Here is a 22,223-nt window from a genome sequence, read left to right as displayed (position 1 = left end):
TGGTGATCAAGCAGCCATGGGATCACCAGCGGGCGAGCCATCGCCGTACGGACGACCGCCCTACGGCGGGGGCGGCCCGCCGTACGGCCCCTGGGGGGCGCCCCTGGGGGGACGCTTCCGGCGGCTGCTGGCCGGAGCCGCCGACCTGCTCATCGTGGCCGTGATCACCTCGCCGTTGTCCACCACGGTCGCCCAGCGGATGCCCGACGGCACGGTCGAGGTGGTCAGCGCCCGCAACGGGCTCGCGGTCGCCGTCGTGTGGTTTCTCTACTTCTGGCTGCTGACGGCCTTCTGGCGGGGGCAGACGCTGGGCAAGAAGCTCTTCCGGCTGCGCGTCGTGCAGGACCCCACCCAGGAGCGCGTGACCCCGGGCCAGGCGGCGATCCGGGAGCTGGTGTACGGGATCTTCAGCCTGGTCTGTTGCCTGGGTCTGGTGGACCTGTTGTGGATACTCTTCGACGGCAAGAAGCAGGCTTTGCATGACAAAGCCGCCTCGACCATTGTCGTAGATGCCTGATGACCTGGGTTTTCTCGCGTAGTCTGCGAGACATGCAGCTCAAGCGGCCCAAGCGGCTGACGACCGTCCTGCTGTCCGCCACGGTGCTCGGGGTGAACGCCTGCTCGCCGTCGATCGGGGCGACCGCGCCCAGTCAGGTCGCCAACCCCGGCAATCCGCCGGCCGGTGCGGGCATGCCCGGCGCCGCCGGCATCGGCGACCCCGACTTCCCCAAGGACGGCAACGGCGGCTACGACGTCGACCACTACGCGCTGAAGCTGGCCTACGACCCGCCCACCCAGAGCCTCTCCGGCACCGCGAGCGTCAAGGCCAAGGCGGTGCAGAGCCTGTCGCGGTTCGACCTCGACCTGCACGGATTCACCGTGCGCAAGGTGACGGTCGACGGCAGGGACGCGACGTTCACCAGGGACGGCGACGAGCTGGTCATCACCCCGTCGAGCGTGATCGCCGACGGCACGACGTTCACGGTCGCCGTCGACTACGCCGGCAAGCCCGACCCGGTGCGCAACTCCTCCAACCTCGGCACCTACGGCTTCATCCCCACCAAGGACGGCGCGTTCGTCACCAGCGAGCCCAACGGCGCCCGCACGTGGTTCCCGTGCAACGACCACCCGGCCGACAAGGCGACCTACGACTTCGACGTCACCGTCCCCGCCGGCACGACGGTCGTCGCGAACGGCGAGATGCGCGGCGCGCCGGTCACCTCGGGCGGCCGCTCGACGTTCAGCTGGCGTGAGGGCCACCCGATGGCCACCTACCTCGCGACGATCACCCTCGGGAAGTTCGACGTCAAGACGGGCAAGACCGCCGACGGCATACCGCTGTACGCGGCCGTCGACCCGACGTACCGCCGCAACCTCGACTTCCTCTACTCGGTGTCGTCCAAGGTCACCGACTACTGGTCGAAGGTCTTCGGGCCCTACCCCTTCTCGTCGACCGGTGGCGTGATCGACGACTTCGCCGCGGGGTACGCCCTGGAGAACCAGACCAAGCCGATGTACGGCGGCTTCGACCCCGACGAGAGCATCATCGCCCACGAGCTCGCCCACCAGTGGTTCGGCGACAGCCTGAGCGTCAAGCGCTGGAAGGACCTCTGGCTGAACGAAGGCTTCGCCACCTACGCCGAGTGGCTCTGGAGCGAGCACAACGGCGGGGCCACCGCCCAGGCGACCTTCGACGACTACTACGCCGACACCAAGGCCCCGATCTGGCAGTACCCTCCGGGCGTCGCCCAGCCGAAGGACCTCTTCAACGGCTCGGTCTACATCCGCGGCGCGATGACCTTGCAGGCGCTGCGCCAGCGCATCGGCGACCAGACGTTCTTCACGCTCCTGCGCACCTGGACCGACCAGCACAAGTACGGCAACGTCACCACCGACGAGTTCGTCAAGCTCGCCGAGAAGCTCTCCGGGCAGCAGTTGGACGCCCTGTTCGACGCCTGGCTGTTCAAGCCCGTCCGCCCGTCGCAGCAATAGCGCCGGACGATCCTCCCCGCCCCGCGTGACCGGCGCACGGGGGGCGGGACGGCCGGAAGGGCGTCACGGCAGGGTGATGCTCTTGACGATCTTGTCGAGTTCGGGGACGAGCGGCGTGGAGGCCATCACGGTGATCGCGACGCCCTTGCGCTCCACCCAGCCGACGTACGTGCCGTCGCCGAGCGCGCCGTCGCCCGGCTTGGTCAGCACCTGGCGGCCGCCGATCTTCGCGGTCTTCACGTTCGCGCCGAAGGTCCCATAGGTGACGGGAAGCTTCTTCAGGTCGGCGAGCTTCTGGGCGTCCGGCCAGCACACCACGCGCACCCACAGGCTCCGCTGCTCGGGGTCGGCGTTCGCCCGGTCGTCGCCCCACTGGTAACCGTATTCGACGGCCCCGTCGTGCTTGCCGGTCACGACCCCGCCATAGGTGAAGCCCTTGGGGATGTGGCCGACGCGCAGTCCCTTGATGGCGCCGGTCCCCCTCGCGGGCTTGTCGATCTTGACGTCGTGGGACCGCTTCATCTCCGCCTTGCTGGGGGTGGGACAGGAGTTCGCGCTCCCGGTCGCCGCCTGGGCGGCGGGGACGAACAGCGTCCCAGCCGCCGCCAGGGAAAGGGTGGCCAGCGCGAGTGTCCGCTTCGGTGTCTTCACGTATCGGTTGGATGCACCGGGAGGGCCAGAAGTTCGGACGGGTTTTCGCGACGTATCTTGACCCTCACCGAAGACGCGACATATCGTCTTTCGAGTAGAGACGCGATGTATCTCGACCGAGGGGAGACGACCGATGTACGACGAAAGAGTGCCCGTCCTGGTGGCCGGCGCGGGGTACGCCGGGCTCTCGGCGGCCCTCCTGCTGTCCTGGCGCGGGGTACGGGTGCTGTTGGTAGAGCGGCACGCGAGCACCTCGTTCCAGCCGAAGGCCTTCGGCGTGAACGAGCGGGCCATGGAGCTGCTCCGCGTCGTCCCCGGAGTCGAGGAGGCGCTGCGGAAGCGGTCCGAGGGCATCCCTCAGGACATCCGGATCGCGATCGCCTCGACGCTGACCGACCCCGACCCGCAGATGATCGTGCACGGCAGCGACGACTTCGCCTTCGTCCGGGACGTCACCCCCACCTCGGGCGTGGGCCTCCCCCAGTCGCTCGTGGAGAGCACCCTGCGGGCCGAGGCCGAGCGTCACGGCGCCGACCTGCGGTTCTCCACCGAGCTGGTCCACTTCGAGCAGGACGACGACGGCGTCACCGCCGTGATCCGCGACCGGGCGAGCGGGGACACCCGGACCGTCCGCGCCGACTACCTCATCGGCGCCGACGGGCACCGCAGCGGCGTCCGCGAGCGCCTGGGCGTCCCCGTCGAGGGACGCGGCGAGCTGGGGCTGTGCCGTTCGATCATGTTCAGGGCCGACCTGTCCGAGCAGGTGGACGAGCGGACGCTGACCCTCTGGTACCTCCGCAACGACGCCTTCGACGGCGCCATCGTCACCGGCACCGGGGTCGGCGTTCACGTGATGGCGATCAACTTCGATCCCTCGCTGGGACAGAGCGAGACCGACTTCACCGAGGAGCGGTGCGTCGAGCTGGTCCGGATCGGCACCGGCGTCCCCGACCTCGAGGTGAAGATCGTCGACCAGAACACCTGGGCGCTGGGACACGCAGTGGCCACGAGGTTCTCCTCCGGCCGCGTCTTCCTCGCCGGGGACGCTGCGCACACGATGCCGCCGACCGGCGGCCAGGGCGGCAGCACCGCGCTGCAGGACGGCTGCGACCTCGCCTGGCGGCTCGCCCTGGTCCTCTCGGGGCAGGCCGGTCCCGGCCTCCTCGACTCCTACGACGCCGAACGGCGGCCGATCGGCAAGCTCACCGCCGACGCGCAACTCGCCAACCTGGGCTTCCGCATGCCTCCGGCCCAGCGGGTCGACTTCCCCGAGCCGGTCGCCGACCCGTATTCGTACATGCTGGGGCACCGCTACCACTCGAAGGCCGTCCTGACCGAGCCCGGCGACGACGGCTCCATCGCCGAGGACGTCCGCCACCTCACCGGCCGCCCCGGAGGCCGCGCGCCGCACTTCACCATCTCCGCGGGCGGAGAGGAGATGTCGGTGCTCGAGCTGTTCGGCCGGGCCTTCGTCCTGCTCACGGGGGCCGGGACGCAGGCCGGGGCCTGGGCGTCCGCCGCCGCCACCACCGCCGAACGGCTGGGTGTCCAGCTGGAGGTGTACCGGATCGGCGAGGATGTCCGGGACGTGAGCGGCGACTGGGCGGCGAGATACGGCGTCACCGACGCGGGCGCGGTGCTGGTGCGCCCCGACGGCTACGTCGCCTGGCGCTCCCCCTCACCGGCCCCCGACCCCGCCACGGCGCTTCACGACGTCCTCACCCGGGTCCTCGCCCGGGACTAGCTGAAGATCAGTTTGTAGCCGTAGCGGCGGAGGCCGGCGAGGACCTCGTCGCAGTGGACGGGGCCCTTGGTCTCCAGGTGGAGCAGCACCTCGGCCTCGTCGAGGTGCAGGCGCGGGTCGACCCGCTCGTGGCCGACGTCGAGGACGTTGGCCCCGAGCTCGGCCAGGCGGGAGAGAAGCGTGGCGAGCGCCCCGGGACGGTCGGGCAGCCGGATGCGGAAGGCGAGGTAGCGCCCGGCCACCGAGAGCCCGTGCCGCAGCACCTTCGACAGCAGCAGCGGGTCGATGTTGCCCCCGGACAGCACGGCCACCACGGGCGGCTCGAAGGCGTGCGGCCAGTCGAGGAGCGCCGCGACACCGGCGACCCCCGCGGGCTCCACCACCTGCTTCGAGCGCTCCAGGCACAGCAGGAGCGCCCGCGACAGCGTCTCCTCCGAGACCGTGACCACGCTGTCGACCAGGTAGTGGATCATCTCGAAGGTGATGTCGCCGGGACGCCCGACCGCGATGCCGTCGGCCATGGTGGACATGGGCTCGACCACCACGGGGTGGCCGGCGGCGAGCGAGGCGGGGTAGGCGGCGGCCCGCTCCGCCTGCACGCCCACCACCCGGACGCCCGGACGCAGCGACTTCACCGCCAGGGCGATGCCCGCCGCCAGCCCGCCGCCGCCGACCGCCGCCGTGATCGTCCCGACGTCGGGGAGCTGCTCGAGGATCTCCAGCCCCACCGTGGCCTGGCCGGCCACCACGTCGGGGTGGTCGAACGGGTGGATGAAGACGGCCCCGCTCTCCTCCGCGTGCTCCTTGGCCGCCGCCAGCGCGTGGTCGACGGTGGTGCCCGTGAGGATCACGTCGGCGCCGTAGGAGCGCGTCGCCTCGACCTTCGGCAGCGGCGCGCCCTCGGGCATGAACACCGTGGCCTTGCAGCCGAGGAGCCCGGACGCCAGGGCGACCCCCTGCGCGTGGTTGCCGGCGCTGGCCGCCACCACCCCTCGGGCCCGCTCCTCGTCGCTCAGGCGGGCGATGCGCACGTAGGCGCCCCTCACCTTGAACGAACCGGCCCGCTGGAGGTTCTCGCACTTGAGGTACACCGGACCGCCGATCATGTCGGACAGCACGCGGGAATGCAGCAGCGGCGTGTGGACGATCAGGTCGTCCAGCAGTTCACGGGCGGCGACCACGTCGTCATAGGTCACCTGAGGGTGCGCCATGCCCGAAGTCTCCCACTGACGGCCCGCCCGCGCCTCCACCGCCCCACAAGTCTCGGGAGGCCCTCATGGGCGTACGGGGCCCCGTAGCGCCTGACCGGCTCGCGTGCCGGCATCACGGCCGATCAGGCGGGCGGCCGGAGAGCCCCGGCTCCGGATCAGTGCGCCCCGGGCGGCGGTGTGGCGTCGCCGATGTCGAACGCATCGGGCTGGTCGATCAGCTTGCACGGCTGGACCGGTCCGTCGGTCAGGCCGCTGATGACCTGGTAGGCGACGCCGGGGTGCTCCGCGGTGGGCTCCTTGGAGTTCTCCGCGATCTCCAGTACCACGGTCTGGCCGGGCTTGATGTACTCCGGATGGATGGTGATGCCGTTCCTCATCTGGATGGCCTTGCCGGAAGGAGTGTCCAGCATCTTCCTTCTCACCTCGGCCCGCACCTGGGGATCGCGACTCTCCAATTCCTCCTTCGACACCGACACTTCGTCCTCGGGCAGCCGGTGGAATCGTCCCTCCTCACACCGCTTGCCGAGCGGCATGTACGTGATGTCGGCCTTCACGCCGGCCGCGGCGAGCTCCTTCTCGGCCCCCTCCGGGTCCCGGAATTCGTTGATCCTCAGATTGATCGTCCCGTCGGGGTTCTTGGTCACCGCGTAGGCGGGGGCCGACGAGCCCGTCACCAGCGGGACGGCGATCGCCGCCGCCGCGGCGACCCCGAGCACCCCGGCCGCGGCGAAGAACCGGCGGCCGGTCGTCCAGCGGCGGGCGGGGACGGCCGTACGGGCCTCCGAGCGCCTCGCGGCCATCTCCGTCTTCAGCTCGGCGAGCAGTCTGTCCTCGAACGTGCTGTTCACTTGATTCCTTCCATGACCAGGGGCGGGACGACGCCGGGGACGCGCTGGAGCGCCCGCCTGGCGCGGTAGAGCCTGACGCGGGCGGTGCCCTGGCGGATGCCGAGGGCGGCCGCGGCCTCGGACACGGTGAGCTGGTCGATCACGACCAGCTCCAGCAGGGCCCGCTCGCTTTCCGGCAGGTCGTTCATCGCCTCCAGAGCCCTGCGCGCGGGGCTCTCGGCGTCGATGCGGTCTTCCAGGCGGGCCACGTCGTCGGGCTCCAGGAGCCGGCGGCCGGCGATCCGGCCGCCCGCGCGGAGCTCGCGCGCCGCCCGCCGCCGTTCGGCCAGCAGCGTGTTGCGCGCCACCCCGTACAGCCAGGCCGTCTCGCTGCCGAGGGCCGGGCGGTAGGTGTGGGCCGAGTCGAGAACGGCGAGGAAGACCTCGGCGACCAGGTCGGCCACGGTGTGGGGATCGCCGGCCCGCCGGGCCAGGAACCGCGTCACCTCGTCGACGTGCCGCCGGTAGAAGGCTTCGAAAGCCTCGGGGTCGTCGGCGATCGACGCCAACCCCGAACGTTTGAGGCGCACCGGCCTCGCTCCCTTCGTCGTCCGCATACTTACGCCCCTGCTTGGACGAAGGGGTAAAAACCGTTACATGTGGCCGGTGGCCTTCTCGCTTCTCCCGGGGACCTCGTGGCCGGTGTCGCTGGAGAAGACCAGGATGGAGGCGGAGAAGCCGTGCACATGGTTGTGGCCGCCGACCGGGCCGACCTCCCCCGCCGCGAAGAAGCCGGCCATGCCGATCGGGCCCAGCGTGTCGTGGAGGGCGAGGGCGTCGTGGTCGGGGCTGCCGAACATCGCGGTGCCCCTGCCGTTGCAGGAGAACAGCAGGGCGCCGTCGACCCGCCCGCGCTCCTCGGTGTGGGCGTCGAGCAGCTCGTACAGGTCTTCGTCGGCGGCGGCGGCGTCGCGGACCTGGAAGCGGACGCTCTGCCCGATGTCGAGGACGTCGCCGACCGCGACGGCCTCCCGCTCGGGGTCGATGCCGAGGATGCCGCGGATCAGGAAGTCGCCGCGCTCGTGGCTCTCGGCGTACTCGTCCATGGCGATGCCGATCTGCAGGCCGGAGGCGACGAGCTCGCGGTCCTCCTCGTCGAGGTTGCTGACGATGTCCTCCAGGCGCGCCAGGGCGGGCTGCCCGGCGAGCTCCAGCAGCAGGTTGTCCTCCGACCGGGTGACCACCATCGTGGGCCCGATGGGACGGCAGCCCTGGCTGACCACGGTGCTGACGTTGATGGGGCCGCTGAGCATCACGCCGATGGCGCCCTCGGTGTACATCTCACCGCCGGCGAACAGCCGCACCGAGCCCTGGCCCCGCAGGCCGTTGGCCAGGCCGCCGACCAGCGGGAGGTCGCCGAGGACGTCGCGGGAGTGCTCCACGAAGGCGTCGGCCGGGAAGCTGTAGGGGTCGGCCAGCAGGATCGCCACCCGGTCGTCCGGATCCCGGTCGGGCAGGCCGATGATCACGAAGCGGTCTTCCATGCGGAGGGTCTCCAGCGCGAACGTCGTCGCCCGGCCGCCGCCGAGGTTGGCCGCCCAGGCGCTGACCGCCGAGGTGAGCTCGACGCCCCGGCCGTCGCCGATGACGCCCGTGGCGCTGCACCCGATGACCTGGGCCCCGGGCGCCATGCGCATGACGCGCAACCCGGCACGGGCGACCTCCTCGGGGTCGTCGCCACAGATGAAGAAGCACACGAGGTCGGGAGGTCCCGACAGGCCGGAGAGCGCTTGGCGTACCGCCTGCTCGGCGGCTACCACCAGGTCGGAACCGACGGCGAGACCATCCGCGAAGCGGCTGGTCAGCACTGCCACACGCCTCGCCTCCCCTCAGGTCGCGAGCGGTCGCGCACAGGTCGCGAGTGGTCGCGAGTCGTAGCGTGTCGCACAATAGACCCTCTTGGCCGGATTCTCCCCACTACCGGAGCGACAACGCACCCATAGCGTCTCATAATGGTCAAGATCCGAAATCTGTATCCGCTGCCGTGACCTTCCCCCGCGACGTAGTCTCGGTTCCGTGCATGAATCGCCCACACCGCGAACCGAAGCTCCGCACGCCCGCAATCTCCGCGAACTACGCGAAAGTGGCCACCCATACCGCACGGTCAAGGCGGAGATCCGCGAGAACCTGCTGGCCAGACTACGCTCAGGCGCGCCGAGATTCCCGGGCATCGTCGGATTCGACGAGACCGTCCTGCCCCATCTGGAGCGGGCTCTGCTGGCGGGCCACGACCTGGTGCTGCTAGGCGAGCGCGGCCAGGGCAAAACCCGGCTCATCCGCACGATCACCGGCCTCCTCGACGAGTGGACCCCCGTCGTCGAGGGCTGCGAGATCAACGATCATCCGTACGCCCCCGAGTGCGTCCGCTGCCGCAGGCTCGCCGCCGAGCAGGGCGACGAGCTGAAGATCGCCTGGAAGCACCGCGACGAGCGCTACGGCGAGAAGCTCGCCACCCCCGACACCTCCGTCGGCGACCTGATCGGTGACGTCGACCCCATCAAGATCGCCGAGGGCCGCACGCTCGGCGACCCCGAGACGGTCCACTACGGCCTGGTCCCCCGCACCAACCGGGGCGTCTTCTCGGTCAACGAGCTGCCCGACCTCGCCGAGCGCATCCAGGTCGCGCTGCTCAACGTGCTGGAGGAGCGCGACATCCAGGTCCGCGGCTACAACCTGCGCCTCCCCCTCGACATCCTGCTGATCGCCAGCGCGAACCCCGAGGACTACACCAACCGCGGCCGCATCATCACCCCCCTGAAGGACCGCTTCGGCGCCGAGATCCGCACCCACTACCCGCTCACCCTGGAGGACGAGCTCGACCTGATCCGCCAGGAGGCCGAGCTCGACTGGCGCCGGCCCACGGGCGGCACGGCCGGCAAGGACGGCGAGCAGCCAGGGCTGAGCGCCGAGCTGCCCGACCACATCGTGGAGACCATCGCCCGCTTCACCCGCCTGGTACGCGAGTCCACCGCCGTCGACTCGCGGTCCGGCGTGTCGGCGCGGTTCTCGATCGCCGCGGCGGAGACGGCGGCCGCCTCCGCGGTACGACGGGCGGCGATCACCGGCGAGGAGCGGCCCGTCACCCGGGTCTGCGACCTGCCGGGAGTCGTCCCCACGCTGCGCGGCAAGGTGGAGTTCGAGGTCAGCGAGGAGGGGCGCGAGGTCGAGGTGCTCGCCCACCTCCTGCGGCGGGCCGTCGCCGAGACCTTCCGCGGCACCCTCGGCGGCATGGACCTGTCCGCCCTGCTCGACAAGTTCACCGAGGGCGCCCAGATCGAGTCCGGCGAGCTGACCCCCGCCACGGAGCTGCTCCAGCGCATCGGGCCCGTCAACGGCCTGTCGAAGATCATGTCCGCGGTGGGCATGGGCGAGGGCGACGAGTCCCCGGGCCACGCCGCCGCCGCGCTGGAGTTCGCCCTCGAAGGTCTCTACCTCATGCGGCGCCTGTCCAAGGACGAGACCGACGGCGGCTCGGTCTACCGCACCTGACCCCTGCTCTCCCGGCTCGGTTCGCGCCGAGCCGGGACCGGTCATGCGACCTTCCCGCCACACCGGCACACGACGTTAGGCTCCGAAGAGATGAGTGGCTACCGATACGGCGAGTACCACGACGGGCCCGATCCGCTGGCGCCGCCGTACGACGTCCGCGCCGCGCTCGACGAGATGGGCGACGCGATCCTTTCGGGCACGAGCCCGCTCGACTCCCTGCGCGACCTGCTGAGGCGGGGCCTGCCCGGGGCCCCCGACCGGCGGGGGCTGGACGATCTTCTCCGCGAGGTGCGCGAGCGGCGGCGTCAGCTGCGCGAACGCGGCAACCTCGACGGCACCCTGGAGCGCGCCCGGGCCCTGCTCGACAAGGCGATCGGGCAGGAACGCGCCGAGCTGTTCCCCGACCCCTCCGACGAGGCGCGCCTGCGCGAGGCCGAGCTCGACTCGGTGCCGGGCGACACCGCGAGCGCGGTGCGGCAGCTCGGCTCGTACGAGTGGCGGTCGGCGGCCGCGCGGCAGACCTTCGAGGAGCTGCGTGACCTCCTGCGCAGAGAGGTCCTCGACAGCCGGTTCCGCGGCATGCGCGACGCCCTGGCGAATCCCGACCCGGCGGCGATGGAACGGGTCCGGCAGATGATGTCGGATCTGAACGAGATGCTGGACCGGGACGCCCGCGGGCAGCACACGCAAGAAGATTTCGATCACTTCATGCAGAAATATGGGGAATTCTTCCCGGAGAACCCCCGCAATCTCGAAGAGCTGGTCGACATCCTCGCCCGCCGGGCCGCCGCCGCCCAGCGCATGATGGCCTCGATGAGCCCCGAGCAGCGCGCCGAGCTCCAGGCCCTGATCGACCAGACCCTGGAGCAGGCCGGCCTGGCCGAGCAGATGGCCCGCCTGGGCGAGGCCCTGTACGCCCGCCGTCCCGACCTCGCCTGGGACACCCCCGAGCGCATGGACGGCGACCAGCCCCTCGGCATGGGCGACGCGGTCAGCGTCCTGGAGGAACTGGCCGACCTGAGCCAGTTGGAGGCCGCCCTCCGCCAGGACTACCCCGGAGCGCGCCTCGACGACATCGACGAGGCCGCGATCCGCCGCGCCCTCGGCCGGTCGGCGGTCGACGACCTGGAGACCCTCAGGCGGATCGAGCGCGAGCTGGAGCAGCAGGGATACCTCCGGCGGCAGCGCGGCAAGCTCGAACTCACCCCGAAGGCCGTCCGCCGGCTCGGGGAGACCGCCCTGCGCCGGGTGTTCGACTCGCTCGACAGCGGGCGGCGCGGCGACCATGATCAGCGCGACGCCGGGGCCGCCGGCGAGCTCACCGGCACCTCCCGCCCGTGGCGGTTCGGCGACGAGCAGCCCATCGACGTCGTACGCACCCTGGTCAACGGCGTGCGCCGCGGCGCCGGCCGGGGGGTGACGCTGTCGGTGGACGACTTCGAGGTCGCCGAGACCGAGCGGCGGACGGCCGCCGCGGTCTGCCTGCTGGTCGACCTGTCGTACTCCATGGCCCTGCGCGGCACGTGGGGGCCCGCCAAGCAGACCGCGCTCGCCCTGCAGGCGCTGGTGGCCTCCAAGTTCCCGCAGGACGCCGTGCAGATCATCGGCTTCTCCAACTACGCGCGGGTGCTGCAGCCCGAGGAGCTTGCCGGGCTCGAATGGGACATGGTGCAGGGCACCAACCTGCACCACGCCCTGCTGATCGCCGGACGCCACCTCGACCGGCACCCCGACTTCGAGCCCGTGGTGCTCGTCGTCACCGACGGGGAGCCGACGGCCCACCTCATGCGCAACGGCCGCTACTGGTTCGAGTGGCCGCCCTCCCGCGAGACGCTGGAACTCACGCTCGCCGAGGTCGACAAGATGACCCGGCGCCGGGCGACGATCAACGTGTTCATGCTGGCCGCCGACGAAAGGCTCAAGGACTTCGTCGACGAGCTCGCCCGGCGCAACGGCGGGCGCGTCTTCTCCCCCAGCGCCGACCGGCTCGGGGAGTACGTCGTCAGCGACTTCCTGCGCTCCCGCCGCGCCCGCTGAGCACCGGCCGTTGCATGGCCGCCCCACGTGGGTACATATCCGGATATTTCACGGCGCGCGGAAAGTGGTCGCTTTTACGAGCGCCGCATTAATCGGTTGCCTATCGATATGCAATGGCCGAGGATATTTTCGAGGGGTGTTCGACGCACACCCTTTACGACGGCCAGGCGGTTCCCCACGGCACGGGAGGAGGGTGACATGTTCGCTGCGGTCGCTCTCCTGGTGTTGATGATCTTCACGGTGGCGATGTTCGAGGTGACGGTGAACAACCGGCCCCGGCATCCCAAAGCGCCCAAGGAGGAGCCGAAGGCGCAGGTCGCGGAGACGCACGCCACGCCGGACGTCCCGAAATCATGAGACATCTCTCATGATTGCGTACGCTCGGCGGCGGGCGTTCCCTCACTGATCACCGAGACGATAATGTCGGCGGCATGTCGTTTCTCGGCAACCTCCTGCTCTGGCTGCACATCGGCTTCGCGATCTTCGCGATCGGCCCGGTGACGGCCACCACCATGTTCACCCCGAGATACATCAGGGCCAAGGACGTCGCCGTGCTGCGTTACCTGCACCGCAGCACGCGCATTTTCGGCGTCCTCACCCTCGGCGTATTCCTCTTCGGTCTCGCCCTGGGCGGATCGAACCTCGGAAAGCCCTACCTCTCGGTCTCGATGACGCTGTTCATCGTGGCGGCGGTGCTCCTGATCATGATCGATCGTGACCAGGGCACCGCCGTCCGCGTGCTGTCGAACGAGGCCCAGGATGACGACGCCAAGGTTCAGACCGGCCGCATCGCCATGCTCTCGTCGATCATGGCGCTGATCTGGCTGGTCATCCTGGCGCTGATGGTGTGGTTCAACCCCTCTTAGGCAAGCGCCTGCGTGAGGTCCTCCAGGAGGTCGCCCACGGTCTCGATGCCGACCGAGAGCCGGACGAGGTCGGCGGGCACCTCCAGGGGCGAGCCGGCGGCCGACGCGTGGGTCATGCGGCCGGGGTGCTCGATCAGCGACTCCACACCGCCGAGCGACTCGCCGAGGGTGAACAGCTTGGCACGGTTGCAGACCTCGACCGCGGCCTCCTCGCCACCGGCGACACGGAACGACACCATGCCGCCGAAGCGCCTCATCTGCTTGGCGGCCACCTCGTGGCCGGGGTGCTCGGAGAGCCCGGGGTAGAGCACCTCGATGACCTTCGGGTGCGACAGCAGCAGGTTGACGACCTTCTCGGCGTTGTCGCAGTGACGGTCCATCCGGACGCCCAGCGTCTTGATGCCGCGCAGCGTCAGCCAGGCGTCGAACGGGCCGGCGACCGCGCCCATGGAGTTCTGGTGGTAGGCCAGCTCGTCGCCGAGGGTCTGGTCGCGGGTCACCAGGGCTCCGCCCACCACGTCGGAGTGGCCGCCGACGTACTTGGTCGTGGAGTGGACGACGACGTCCGCCCCGAGCGCCAGCGGCTGCTGGAGGTACGGCGAGGCGAAGGTGTTGTCGACCACCAGCAGCGCCTCCGCGGCGTGCGCGATCTCGGCCAGGGCCTCGATGTCGGCGATGCCCAGCAGCGGGTTGGTCGGCGTCTCGACCCAGATGGCCCTGGTCTCGGGCCGGACGGCCGCGCGCACCGCCTGGAGGTCGCCGAGCGGCACCGGGTCGTACTGAAGGCCCCAGCGGGACAGAACCTTGGCGAACAGCCGGTACGTGCCGCCGTACGCGTCGCCCGGGATGATGACGTGGTCGCCGGGCTTGCAGACGGTGCGCATCAGGGTGTCCTCGGCGGCGAGTCCCGAGGCGAACGCCAGCCCGCGCGTCCCGCCCTCGATCGCCGCCAGGCACTCTTCCAGGGCGGTCCTGGTGGGGTTGGCCGAACGGCTGTACTCGTATCCGGAACGCAGGCCGCCCACGCCGTCCTGCTTGTAGGTCGACACGGCGTAGATGGGGGGCACGACCGCGCCGGTGCGCGGGTCGGCCTCCTGGCCTGCGTGAATGGCCAGGGTTTCGAAGCCTTCAATCATGTCCCCACGTTATCGCCCTCCCGAGGGCAGGTCGCGGTGGAGGAACACCGGCTTCTCGCGTTCCCCGGTGATGCGCGAGAGCAGTAGGGGGTCCGCGATGGCCAGCAGGCCGATGGCGCAGATCCCTACGATCAGCAGGATCACTCCGAAAAGAGTCATTTGTCTCTCCCCTCCTGGCATCAAGCTTCGCCCGGAGAGGCCCGGCGCGACCTCGCCACAACGATCGATCCTGCTGGTCGCGGCTCGTCCGAATGGCCGATCCGGCACTCCACCACTCGGTCTAGGCTCGGTGACCGTGAGGTACAGGTGAGGAAGACCCAGCGGATCGCGTCGTGGGTTCAGCGGCTCAGCGAGATCGCACTGGTCTGCTGGCTCGGGCTGCTCCTCCTGGTCGACACCGTAGGGTCGGTGTACCGGGCCGCGGGCATCGTCCGGGGACAGTTCCTCGTGCCGTTGCTGGGGCTTCTCGCCGTCGGCACCTACCTGCTGCGCCGCCGCTTCCGCGTCGAGGGCTTCATCCTTCTGGCGGCGATGTCGGCGGTGGTGTCCTTCGCGGCCGGCTTCCTCAACTGGCAGGGCTCTCCCGGCTTCGCGGAGGCGGGGGTGCTGCTGCTCCTCACCGTCGGCGTCCTGCGCTGGGTCAAGCCCCTGCGGCTGGCCCTGGTGCTGTCGGGCGTGTCGATGGTCGTGCTGCAGATGGCCGCCGGCCTGCGCGGGCCGAACGGCACCGAGGTCGCCTTCGGCTTCCTGTTCTTCGTCGCCTGGGCGGTGGCGATCGCCATCGGCGGCTACCTGCGCTACCAGCTGGAGCGTCGCGAGGAGGCCGTGCACGCCGTACGACGCGCCGAACGGCTCGAACTCGCCCGCGAGCTCCACGACCTGGTCGCCCACCACATCACCGGCATCGTCGTCCAGGCCCAGGCGGCCAAGACCGTGGCCGCGCAGAAGCCTCAGGCCGTGGAGCCCGCGCTGGAGGCGATCGCCAACGCGGGAGCCGACGCCCTGACGTCCATGCGCCGCCTCGTCGGGGTGCTCCGGGCCGAGGACGACGCCTCCCGGCAGGCCGGCACGACGTTCGCCGACCTGCGCCTGATGGTCGAGAAGTTCTCCGCGGCCGGCCCCCAGGTCTCCTTCGAGATCGGCCAGGGGGTGACCGAGTCGGCGCTGGCGCCCGAGGTGCTCACCACCCTGCACCGCGTACTGCAGGAGAGCCTCACCAACATCCGCAAGCACGCGCCGAACACCTGGTGGGTGCAGGCGGACCTGAAGGCCGCCGACCGCGGGGTGCTGCTCCACGTCCGCAACCCCAGGTCGTCCTCCGACCCGCGGGTCTCGCGGCTCGGAGGGGGGTTCGGCCTGGTCGGCATGACGGAGCGGGTCAAGGCCGTCGGCGGCGACCTCCAGGCGGGGCCCACCCACGAGGGCACCTGGGAGGTCCGCGCCTGGTTCCCGCTGGAGCGCAGTGCTTGATGGCCTCGCTGTGCTCGGCGGCGAGGGGCGCTCCTTGAGGCGGCGGGCTTCGTCGTCGTACGGGCTCGTTCCTCACCCTCCCTCCTCCTCAGACCACCGCCGCGCCCCTCGCGGCTAGCTCGTCACCGTGCGAGGAAGGCGAGCAGGTCCTGGCGGGTGACCAGGCCGATGGGCTTGCCGTCGTCGAGGACGACCGAGGCGTCGGCCTTCTCCAGGGCCTCGATGGCCTTCGACACCGGCTCACCGGCGCCGATCATCGGGAGCGGCGCGGACATGTGGTCGGCGATCGGGTCCTCGCCGCGCACCTTGCCGCGGTAGAGGGCCTCCAGCAGGTCGCGCTCGACGATCGAGCCGACCACCTCGGCGGCCATGACCGGCGGCTCCTCCTTCATCACCGGCAGCTGCGACACGCTGTACTCGCGCATGATGGAGATCGCCGTGCTGACCGACTCGTGCGGGTGGGTGTGCACGAACTCCGGCAGCCCCGGCGCCTTGCGGCCGAGCACGTCGCGCACCAGCCCCTCCTCGCTGGAGGTGGTCAGGAAGCCGTAGTCGGCCATCCACTCGTCGTTGAAGATCTTGGACAGGTAGCCGCGCCCGCCGTCCGGCAGCAGCACCACTACCACGTCGTCCGGCTTGGCCTCGGCCGCCACCCTGAGCGCCGCCACCACGGCCATGCCGCACGAGCCGCCGACGAGCAGCGCCTCCTCGCGGGCCAGGCGGCGGGTCATGCCGAAGGAGTCCTTGTCGGAGACGGCGATGATGCGGTCGGCGACCGTCGTGTCGTACGTCGCGGGCCAGATGTCCTCGCCGACGCCCTCCACGAGGTACGGCCGTCCGCTGCCGCCGGAGTAGACCGAGCCCTCCGGGTCGGCGCCGATCACCTGGACCCGGCCGCCGGAGACCTCCTTGAGGTAGCGGCCGGTGCCGCTGATGGTGCCGCCGGTGCCCACGCCGGCCACGAAGTGGGTGACGCGCCCCTCGGTCTGCTCCCAGATCTCCGGGCCGGTCGAGTGGTAGTGGCTCTCGGGGTTCTCGGGGTTGGAGTACTGGTCGGGCTTCCAGGCGTTGGGGACCTCGCGGGCGAGCCGGTCGGAGACGGAGTAGTAGGAGTCGGGGTGGTCGGGCGAGACCGCCGTCGGGCAGACGACCACCTCGGCGCCGTAGGCGCGCAACACCGCAATCTTGTCCTGCGCGACCTTGTCGGGCACGACGAACAGGCAGCGGTAGCCTTTTTCCTGGGCGACGATCGCAAGCCCGACACCGGTGTTGCCGGAGGTCGGCTCCACGATCGTGCCACCGGGGCGCAGTTCGCCGGAGCGTTCGGCGGCCTCGACCATGCGGAGCGCGATACGGTCCTTCACCGACCCGCCGGGGTTGAAGTATTCGACCTTGGCCAGGACCTGGGCGGATACGCCGGCCGTGACCTTGCGCAGCCGCACGAGCGGGGTGTCGCCCATGAGCTCGATGAGCGAATCGTGTACGCGCACCGGGAATAGCACCTCATTTACCAAAGCTTTGCCAGCTTGACGATGCCGGTTTCCGAAGGATGATCCGGTGTCCGGCCTGTGTTCAATTCCTCACCGTACCGTCACGACCACCACCGAGAGGGACAGGCGTCCGCGAGTCGCACGCTCGTCGTCCGGCGAGGCCGCGATCATAATGCTCGACACCCTGATCCGACGGGCAACCCGCCGGGAACAGGCCATATGACAACGGAGTCCACGGAAGGAAGAGATCCCGCGCAGGCAGATCGGACAGGAAGGGGAAACGGGAAGTGATCTGGACCCCGGCAACCTCACGGGCGGCGCGCCGCATCGCGGCCGCCGCGGCCGTCGGCGGCGGAGGCGTCACCCTCCTCGGCGCCGCCGTCTACGGACTGCTTTTCACCGAGGCACTGCTCGCCCGCAAGATCGTCGGGCGGCCGCACGGCATGGAGGGCCCTCCCTCCGACGGCGTCTACGGGAGATGGCCGGACGGCGAGAATCCCCGGGGCGAACCGATCAGCCTCGTCATGCTCGGCGACTCCACGTCGGTCGGCCTGGGCATGACGGACCCCGAGCAGACCCCCGCCGTGATCCTCGCCAAGGGGCTCACCGAGGCGGCCCGGCGTCCGGTACGGCTGAACGTCTTCGGCCGTTCGGGGGCGGCGTCGGCCGACCTCGACATCCAGGTCGACCGGGCTCTGAAGGAGAAGCCAGACGTCGCGGTCATCTGGGTGGGCGCGAACGACGTGACCACCCAGACCATGCCCGGCCAGGCCGTGCGGCACCTGCAGAAGGCCGTGCGGCGGCTGCGGGAGGCCGGGGCGGAGGTGGTGGTGGGCACCTGCCCGGACCTCGGCACCATCCGTCCCATCGCGCAGCCGCTGCGCTGGGTCACCCGGCGGTGGAGCCGCCAGCTGGCCGCCGCCCAGACGGTCGCGGTGATCGAGGAGGGCGGACGTTCCGTGGCGTTCGCCGACGTCCTCGGCCCGGAATTCGCCTCATATCCGGGCGAGATGTTCGGACCCGACCGATACCACCCATCTGCGCGAGGCTACCAACGAGCCGCTTACGTAGTGCTACCTTCTGTATGCGCCGCGTTGGGGTTGTGGCCAGAACCCGAGCCTCAGCGCGGCGAGGGATCGCAATCGATTTACCTCGCGGCGGCCATCGCCGCGGAGGAGCCCGGCACCGAGGTCACCGCGACCCGCGTCGCCGGCCGTGCGACCGGCCCCCAGGGAAGGTGGGCCACGATATTCCGTCGGCGGCCGGGGGTGATGCCTCGCAGCGCCTGAATCCGGTCACCCTCCGCGACGCGGTCGTCACTTTTCGCCCGCATTGGAGTGGTATGCCCGTGATCCGGCCCCTCGCGAAACCGGCCTTGGCGCTCGCCGGGGTCATGGCCCTGGCCGGCTGCTCCGGCAGCAAGGCCGCCACCGAGGACACCTCGGCCGCGCCCACCTGGCACAACACCGAGGTGAACGCCGTCAGCCGCGCCGGTGTCGCCGCCGGTGTGGCGGCCCTCACCTCCATCAAGCCGGACGGCACGCTGGCGACCACGGCCCTCGACCTGGCCAGCGGCAAGACCCTCTGGAGTCACCCCGCGACGCTGGCCGGGCGGCTGCCGGGCATGGGCGTGCAGCCGCCCGCCGCCGTCGAGACCGGGCCCGGCCAGGGTGTCATCGCGGCGATCGCCCCACCTGACCACGGCGGCGCGAAGGCCCGGCTCGTCGCCGGCGACGCGCGCACCGGGCGGCAGAAGTGGACCCGTCCGGTCCATTCGACGTTCGGCCCCCAGAGCTGCGGCCCCTACATCTGCATGACCGAGAACACCGCGCTCGCCTCCGCCCGCATGGTCGTCCTCGACCCGGCCACCGGCAGGACACTGTGGAAGGTGCCCGGCATCGCCGAGGTGGAGTGGTCCGACTCCTCCAGGGTCGTCATGCTCCACATGGCGAAACACCCCGTGCTGTCGTCCCACGACCTGAAGACCGGCCGGCCGTCCTGGCAGCTCCCCGTCGAGCACGCCGTCAGCCCCGGCGTCGACCTTTCCGGCGGATGGGCCTTCGGCGCATCCGGTGACAACCTCATCGGATACGTCGCGCCGTACACCAACCCCAGGACCGAGAAGACCTCCGCCTTCGGCCTCTTCTCGGTCAAGCTCTCCGACGGCACGGTCAACTGGCTGCGTCCCTCGGTGGTGCGCGTCTACCCGAGCGGGAGCCCGGGGTTCGCGCCGATCGTCCGTCCCGTGGACGAGCATGGCGAATACGGCGGCTTCGCCAGGCTCGACCCGGCCTCGGGACGGGTGATCGGCCAGATCACGGCCGGGCAGGTGCCCGGCACCGGCTGGTGGCTGGCCTTCCCCGGCAACATGGCAAGGCTCGGCTTCCTCAAGCCCGGCAAGGCCGGCGCCGCGTTCGACCTGCCCTCGGGCCAGGCCGTCCCCCTCCAGGGGCAGCGGGGCTGGTCGTTCTGCGTCACCGACCCCAAGCCTCTGCCGCTGGCGGGGCAGGCGCCGGGGTTCTACGCCGTGGCCGCGCTGTGCGAGTTCGACCTCGCGACCGGCGCGCGGGTGCCGGGCTCGCCGGTCCCGCCCGCCTGGTTCACCGGCAGCCACGACGGCTGGCGCCTGTGGCGCGACGAGAAGGGCGCCGTGCACGCCGTCAAGGACGGCACGGGCACCACGCCGGGCATGTACGGCTGACGCCGCGAGGCCGGCGGCGGCCCCCACCCTGCGGCGACGAGTGCCCCTAACGCGCGCTTGCCGTACATAGTTCTGTTTCTTGGCGCCCCGGGTCGTGGCAAGTGGGCTACCGCGCGGTAACCTCCGCAGGAGGGAGTCCCCTGCCACGAACCCAGGAGAGCCACATGCCCGAGGCAGTCATCGTCGCGACCGCACGTTCGCCGATCGGCCGAGCCTTCAAGGGGTCGCTGAAGGACATCCGTCCCGACGACCTCACCGTCCAGATGATCAAAGCCGCGCTCGACAAGGTCCCGCAGCTCGACCCGAACGACGTCGACGACCTGATGCTGGGCTGCGGCCTGCCGGGCGGCGAACAGGGCTTCAACATGGCCCGCGTGGTCTCGGTGCTGCTCGGCCTCGACGGCGTCCCCGGCACCACGGTCACCCGCTACTGCTCCTCGTCGCTGCAGACCACGCGCATGGCCTTCCACGCGATCAGGGCCGGCGAGGGGGACGTGTTCATCTCCGCCGGAGTCGAGTGCGTCTCGCGCTTCGTCAAGGGCAACTCCGACTCGCTGCCCGACACCACCAACCCCCTGTTCCTCGACGCCAAGGCCCGCACCGACGCCCGCGCCGAGGGCAATGGCCCCGAGTGGCACGACCCGCGCCAGGACGGCCGGCTGCCCGACATCTACGTCGCTATGGGGCAGACCGCCGAGAACGTCGCCGAGCTCAAGGGCGTGAGCCGCAAGGAGCAGGACGAGTTCGGCGTCCGGTCGCAGAACCTCGCCGAGAAGGCCCTGGCCAACGGCTTCTGGGAGCAGGACATCACGCCGGTGACGCTGCCGGACGGCACGGTCGTCAGCAAGGACGACGGCCCCCGGCCGGGCACCACCTACGAGGCGGTCTCGCAGCTCAAGCCGGTGTTCCGCCCCGACGGCACCGTCACCGCGGGCAACTGCTGCCCGCTGAACGACGGCGCCGCCGCGGTGATCGTAATGAGCGACGTCAAGGCGGCCGAGCTCGGCATCACGCCGCTGGCCCGCATCGTCTCGACCGGCGTCACCGGCCTGTCCCCCGAGATCATGGGCCTCGGCCCGGTCGAGGCCTCCCGGCAGGCGCTGAGCCGGGCCGGGATGTCGATCTCCGACGTCGACCTCGTCGAGATCAACGAGGCCTTCGCGGCCCAGGTGATCCCGTCGTACCAGGAGCTCGGCATCGACCTCGACCGGCTCAACGTCAACGGCGGCGCCATCGCCGTCGGGCACCCGTTCGGCATGACGGGCGCCCGGATCACCTCCACCCTGATCAACGGCCTGCGTTTCCACGACAAGTCGATCGGCCTTGAGACGATGTGCGTCGGCGGCGGCCAGGGCATGGCGATGGTGCTGGAGCGCCTCAGCTAGCAGCGTTCGATCGCCTCGCTCCGCTCGGCGGGTGAGGGACGCTCCTTGAGGCGGCGGCCTTCGTCGTCGTCCGGGCTCGTCCCTCACCCTCCCTCCTCCTCAGACCACCGCCGCGCCCCTCACCGGTGAGTGTCGGGGCCGGCGCGCTTCAGGTCGATGCGGACGATGACGCGCCGGTCCCGCTCCATGGCGGCACGGTAGTCGTCCCAGTCGGGGTGCTCGCCGGAGATGCTCCGGTAGTACTCCACCAGCGGCTCCATCGCCTCCGGCAGCGGGACGATCTCGGCGGTGCCGTCGATCTGGATCCACGCGCCGAAGAACCCGTCGTTCATCACGCACAGCGTCACGGCCGGGTTCCGGCGCAGGTTGCGGGTCTTGGCGGCGGTCTCCCGCGTGCTGACCACGGCGTACCCCTCGGCGTCCACGCCGACGGTCACCGGCGACATCTGCGGCCGGCCGTCGGGATGGGTGGTCAGCATGACCGCGCGATGGTTGCCTCTGAGGAATTCACGTGCCTTGTCCAGATCCATGTGTCCATGATGGCCGAGGACAAGACGGCGCCCACGCCGAATTCGGGGCGTGGGCGCTGAGGCGTGGCAGGGCTTACAGGAAGCCCATGCGGGAACGGCGCTGCCGCTCGTGCTCGATGACGATCGCGGCGGCGTAGCCGTGGGTCAGCCCGTGCTCGTCGGCGAGCCAGTTGGCTCGCTCGTCACAGCGAAGGAAAGACGGGCCGTTGTCGATGGTTTGGAACCACTCGGGGAGTGCGCGTCCGGTGATGTCCGGAACCCTGGCGATCAGCTTGCTCTGCGTCTCCTGTGAGTGGTTCAACGACATGGGCACCTCCATGAGATGAAGCCTCTTTTGCTAGACACTGCATCACCGGCCCCGCGATGGCAAGACCCTAACGGCCAGCCTTCCCTAACAGAAGGTAGATCATTAGTTGCAGCGTGTCGGGCATACCCGAAGTTTGGGCATCCATGCCGAACGAAAACGCCCCGTCCGATATCGGGCGGGGCGTTCGAGGAACGAGCTCGCTAGTAGTGCTTTGTTAGGTCGGCGTGTCGTGGAGCCACTGTGACGGTGTGGGTAGTTTCATGCTGCGATGACCCCCCATGAGCTTTCGGTTGTGCGGCAGCGCCTTGAGGCGTTCGCCGCGGAGAT

21 protein-coding genes are annotated in these 22,223 nt (G+C 70.4%); 11 read left to right on the top strand and 10 right to left on the bottom strand.

Annotated elements, in window-relative coordinates; all coding sequences use genetic code 11:
* Window positions 1–16: 16 nt before the first annotated feature.
* Both KIK05_RS41890 and KIK05_RS41885 read left to right on the top strand, forming a co-directional pair.
* Window positions 17–517, top strand: coding sequence for an RDD family protein (locus KIK05_RS41890; protein ID WP_214416474.1), 501 nt, complete (start codon window positions 17–19; stop codon window positions 515–517).
* A gap of 32 nt (window positions 518–549) precedes the next feature.
* Entirely contained in the window at window positions 550–1,992 is a 1,443-nt protein-coding gene (locus KIK05_RS41885) for a M1 family metallopeptidase (RefSeq protein WP_214416473.1), read from the top strand.
* A gap of 63 nt (window positions 1,993–2,055) precedes the next feature.
* Here the strand turns inward: KIK05_RS41885 and KIK05_RS41880 are convergent, their stop codons facing one another.
* Complete coding sequence (locus KIK05_RS41880; protein ID WP_214416472.1) at window positions 2,056–2,643, bottom strand: hypothetical protein; 588 nt, start codon at window positions 2,641–2,643, stop codon at window positions 2,056–2,058.
* A gap of 133 nt (window positions 2,644–2,776) precedes the next feature.
* Between KIK05_RS41880 and KIK05_RS41875 the strand changes: the two genes are divergently transcribed.
* Complete coding sequence (locus KIK05_RS41875; RefSeq protein WP_214416471.1) at window positions 2,777–4,387, top strand: FAD-dependent monooxygenase; 1,611 nt, start codon at window positions 2,777–2,779, stop codon at window positions 4,385–4,387.
* Here KIK05_RS41875 and ilvA read toward each other — a convergent pair.
* The 4 genes from ilvA to KIK05_RS41855 all read right to left on the bottom strand — a co-directional run bounded on the left by ilvA (window position 4,384) and on the right by KIK05_RS41855 (window position 8,299).
* Window positions 4,384–5,598, bottom strand: coding sequence for a threonine ammonia-lyase (ilvA, locus tag KIK05_RS41870; protein WP_214416470.1), 1,215 nt, complete (start codon window positions 5,596–5,598; stop codon window positions 4,384–4,386). The two genes, KIK05_RS41875 and ilvA, sit on opposite strands and share 4 nt — an antisense overlap.
* A gap of 155 nt (window positions 5,599–5,753) precedes the next feature.
* The gene (locus tag KIK05_RS41865) at window positions 5,754–6,446 is read right to left on the bottom strand and encodes a hypothetical protein (RefSeq protein ID WP_214416469.1); all 693 of its coding nucleotides are present in this window, start codon (window positions 6,444–6,446) and stop codon (window positions 5,754–5,756) included.
* The gene (locus KIK05_RS41860) at window positions 6,443–7,015 is read right to left on the bottom strand and encodes an RNA polymerase sigma factor (protein WP_308250354.1); all 573 of its coding nucleotides are present in this window, start codon (window positions 7,013–7,015) and stop codon (window positions 6,443–6,445) included. The genes KIK05_RS41865 and KIK05_RS41860 overlap by 4 nt, the downstream gene beginning before the upstream one ends.
* Before the next feature lie 63 nt (window positions 7,016–7,078).
* Window positions 7,079–8,299: an FIST signal transduction protein gene (locus KIK05_RS41855; protein ID WP_308250353.1), complete on the bottom strand. Its 1,221-nt coding sequence runs from the start codon at window positions 8,297–8,299 to the stop codon at window positions 7,079–7,081.
* Window positions 8,300–8,501: 202 nt separating this feature from the next.
* On the opposite strand from KIK05_RS41855, the gene KIK05_RS41850 reads away from it, so the two are divergent.
* The 4 genes from KIK05_RS41850 to KIK05_RS41835 all read left to right on the top strand — a co-directional run bounded on the left by KIK05_RS41850 (window position 8,502) and on the right by KIK05_RS41835 (window position 12,877).
* Complete coding sequence (locus KIK05_RS41850; protein ID WP_214416467.1) at window positions 8,502–9,974, top strand: sigma 54-interacting transcriptional regulator; 1,473 nt, start codon at window positions 8,502–8,504, stop codon at window positions 9,972–9,974.
* A 90-nt stretch (window positions 9,975–10,064) separates the two neighbouring features.
* The gene (locus KIK05_RS41845) at window positions 10,065–12,011 is read left to right on the top strand and encodes a vWA domain-containing protein (protein ID WP_214416466.1); all 1,947 of its coding nucleotides are present in this window, start codon (window positions 10,065–10,067) and stop codon (window positions 12,009–12,011) included.
* Window positions 12,012–12,209: 198 nt separating this feature from the next.
* On the top strand, window positions 12,210–12,368 hold the full coding sequence (locus tag KIK05_RS41840; protein WP_214416465.1) for a hypothetical protein: 159 nt from the start codon (window positions 12,210–12,212) through the stop codon (window positions 12,366–12,368).
* Window positions 12,369–12,442: 74 nt separating this feature from the next.
* Window positions 12,443–12,877, top strand: coding sequence for a hypothetical protein (locus KIK05_RS41835; protein ID WP_214416464.1), 435 nt, complete (start codon window positions 12,443–12,445; stop codon window positions 12,875–12,877).
* Here the strand turns inward: KIK05_RS41835 and KIK05_RS41830 are convergent.
* Together KIK05_RS41830 and KIK05_RS41825 are read right to left on the bottom strand one after the other, a co-directional pair.
* A complete protein-coding gene (locus tag KIK05_RS41830) occupies window positions 12,874–14,013 on the bottom strand; it encodes a cystathionine gamma-synthase (protein ID WP_214416463.1) in 1,140 nt (379 codons plus the stop codon). The two genes, KIK05_RS41835 and KIK05_RS41830, sit on opposite strands and share 4 nt — an antisense overlap.
* Window positions 14,014–14,022: 9 nt before the next feature.
* Window positions 14,023–14,172: a hypothetical protein gene (locus tag KIK05_RS41825; RefSeq protein WP_214416462.1), complete on the bottom strand. Its 150-nt coding sequence runs from the start codon at window positions 14,170–14,172 to the stop codon at window positions 14,023–14,025.
* Window positions 14,173–14,319: 147 nt separating this feature from the next.
* Here KIK05_RS41825 and KIK05_RS41820 point away from each other — a divergent pair, with 147 nt between their 5' ends.
* Complete coding sequence (locus KIK05_RS41820; protein WP_214416461.1) at window positions 14,320–15,483, top strand: sensor histidine kinase; 1,164 nt, start codon at window positions 14,320–14,322, stop codon at window positions 15,481–15,483.
* A 122-nt stretch (window positions 15,484–15,605) separates the two neighbouring features.
* Here KIK05_RS41820 and KIK05_RS41815 read toward each other — a convergent pair whose 3' ends face one another.
* Entirely contained in the window at window positions 15,606–16,973 is a 1,368-nt protein-coding gene (locus tag KIK05_RS41815; RefSeq protein WP_214416460.1) for a cystathionine beta-synthase, read from the bottom strand.
* 287 nt (window positions 16,974–17,260) lie between these two features.
* On the opposite strand from KIK05_RS41815, the gene KIK05_RS41810 reads away from it, so the two are divergent.
* From KIK05_RS41810 to KIK05_RS41800, 3 genes are all read left to right on the top strand, one after another.
* The gene (locus tag KIK05_RS41810) at window positions 17,261–18,262 is read left to right on the top strand and encodes an SGNH/GDSL hydrolase family protein (RefSeq protein ID WP_214416459.1); all 1,002 of its coding nucleotides are present in this window, start codon (window positions 17,261–17,263) and stop codon (window positions 18,260–18,262) included.
* Between the two features lie 53 nt (window positions 18,263–18,315).
* Window positions 18,316–19,674, top strand: a complete 1,359-nt coding sequence (locus KIK05_RS41805; RefSeq protein ID WP_214416458.1) for an outer membrane protein assembly factor BamB family protein — start codon at window positions 18,316–18,318, stop codon at window positions 19,672–19,674.
* 164 nt (window positions 19,675–19,838) lie between these two features.
* Entirely contained in the window at window positions 19,839–21,059 is a 1,221-nt protein-coding gene (locus tag KIK05_RS41800; protein WP_214416457.1) for an acetyl-CoA C-acetyltransferase, read from the top strand.
* A gap of 119 nt (window positions 21,060–21,178) precedes the next feature.
* On the opposite strand, the gene KIK05_RS41795 is transcribed toward KIK05_RS41800, so the two are convergent.
* Both KIK05_RS41795 and KIK05_RS41790 read right to left on the bottom strand, forming a co-directional pair.
* Complete coding sequence (locus KIK05_RS41795) at window positions 21,179–21,589, bottom strand: PPOX class F420-dependent oxidoreductase (protein WP_214416456.1); 411 nt, start codon at window positions 21,587–21,589, stop codon at window positions 21,179–21,181.
* Between the two features lie 73 nt (window positions 21,590–21,662).
* A complete protein-coding gene (locus KIK05_RS41790) occupies window positions 21,663–21,896 on the bottom strand; it encodes a DUF4287 domain-containing protein (RefSeq protein ID WP_214416455.1) in 234 nt (77 codons plus the stop codon).
* Window positions 21,897–22,223: the final 327 nt, after the last annotated feature.

The organism is Sphaerisporangium fuscum (assembly GCF_018531465.1).
In the GTDB taxonomy this organism is placed as follows: Bacteria; Actinomycetota; Actinomycetes; order Streptosporangiales; family Streptosporangiaceae; genus Sphaerisporangium; species Sphaerisporangium fuscum.
The sequence above is the reverse complement of the archived record's forward strand: the minus strand, read 5'-3'. Positions and strand labels throughout refer to the sequence as shown.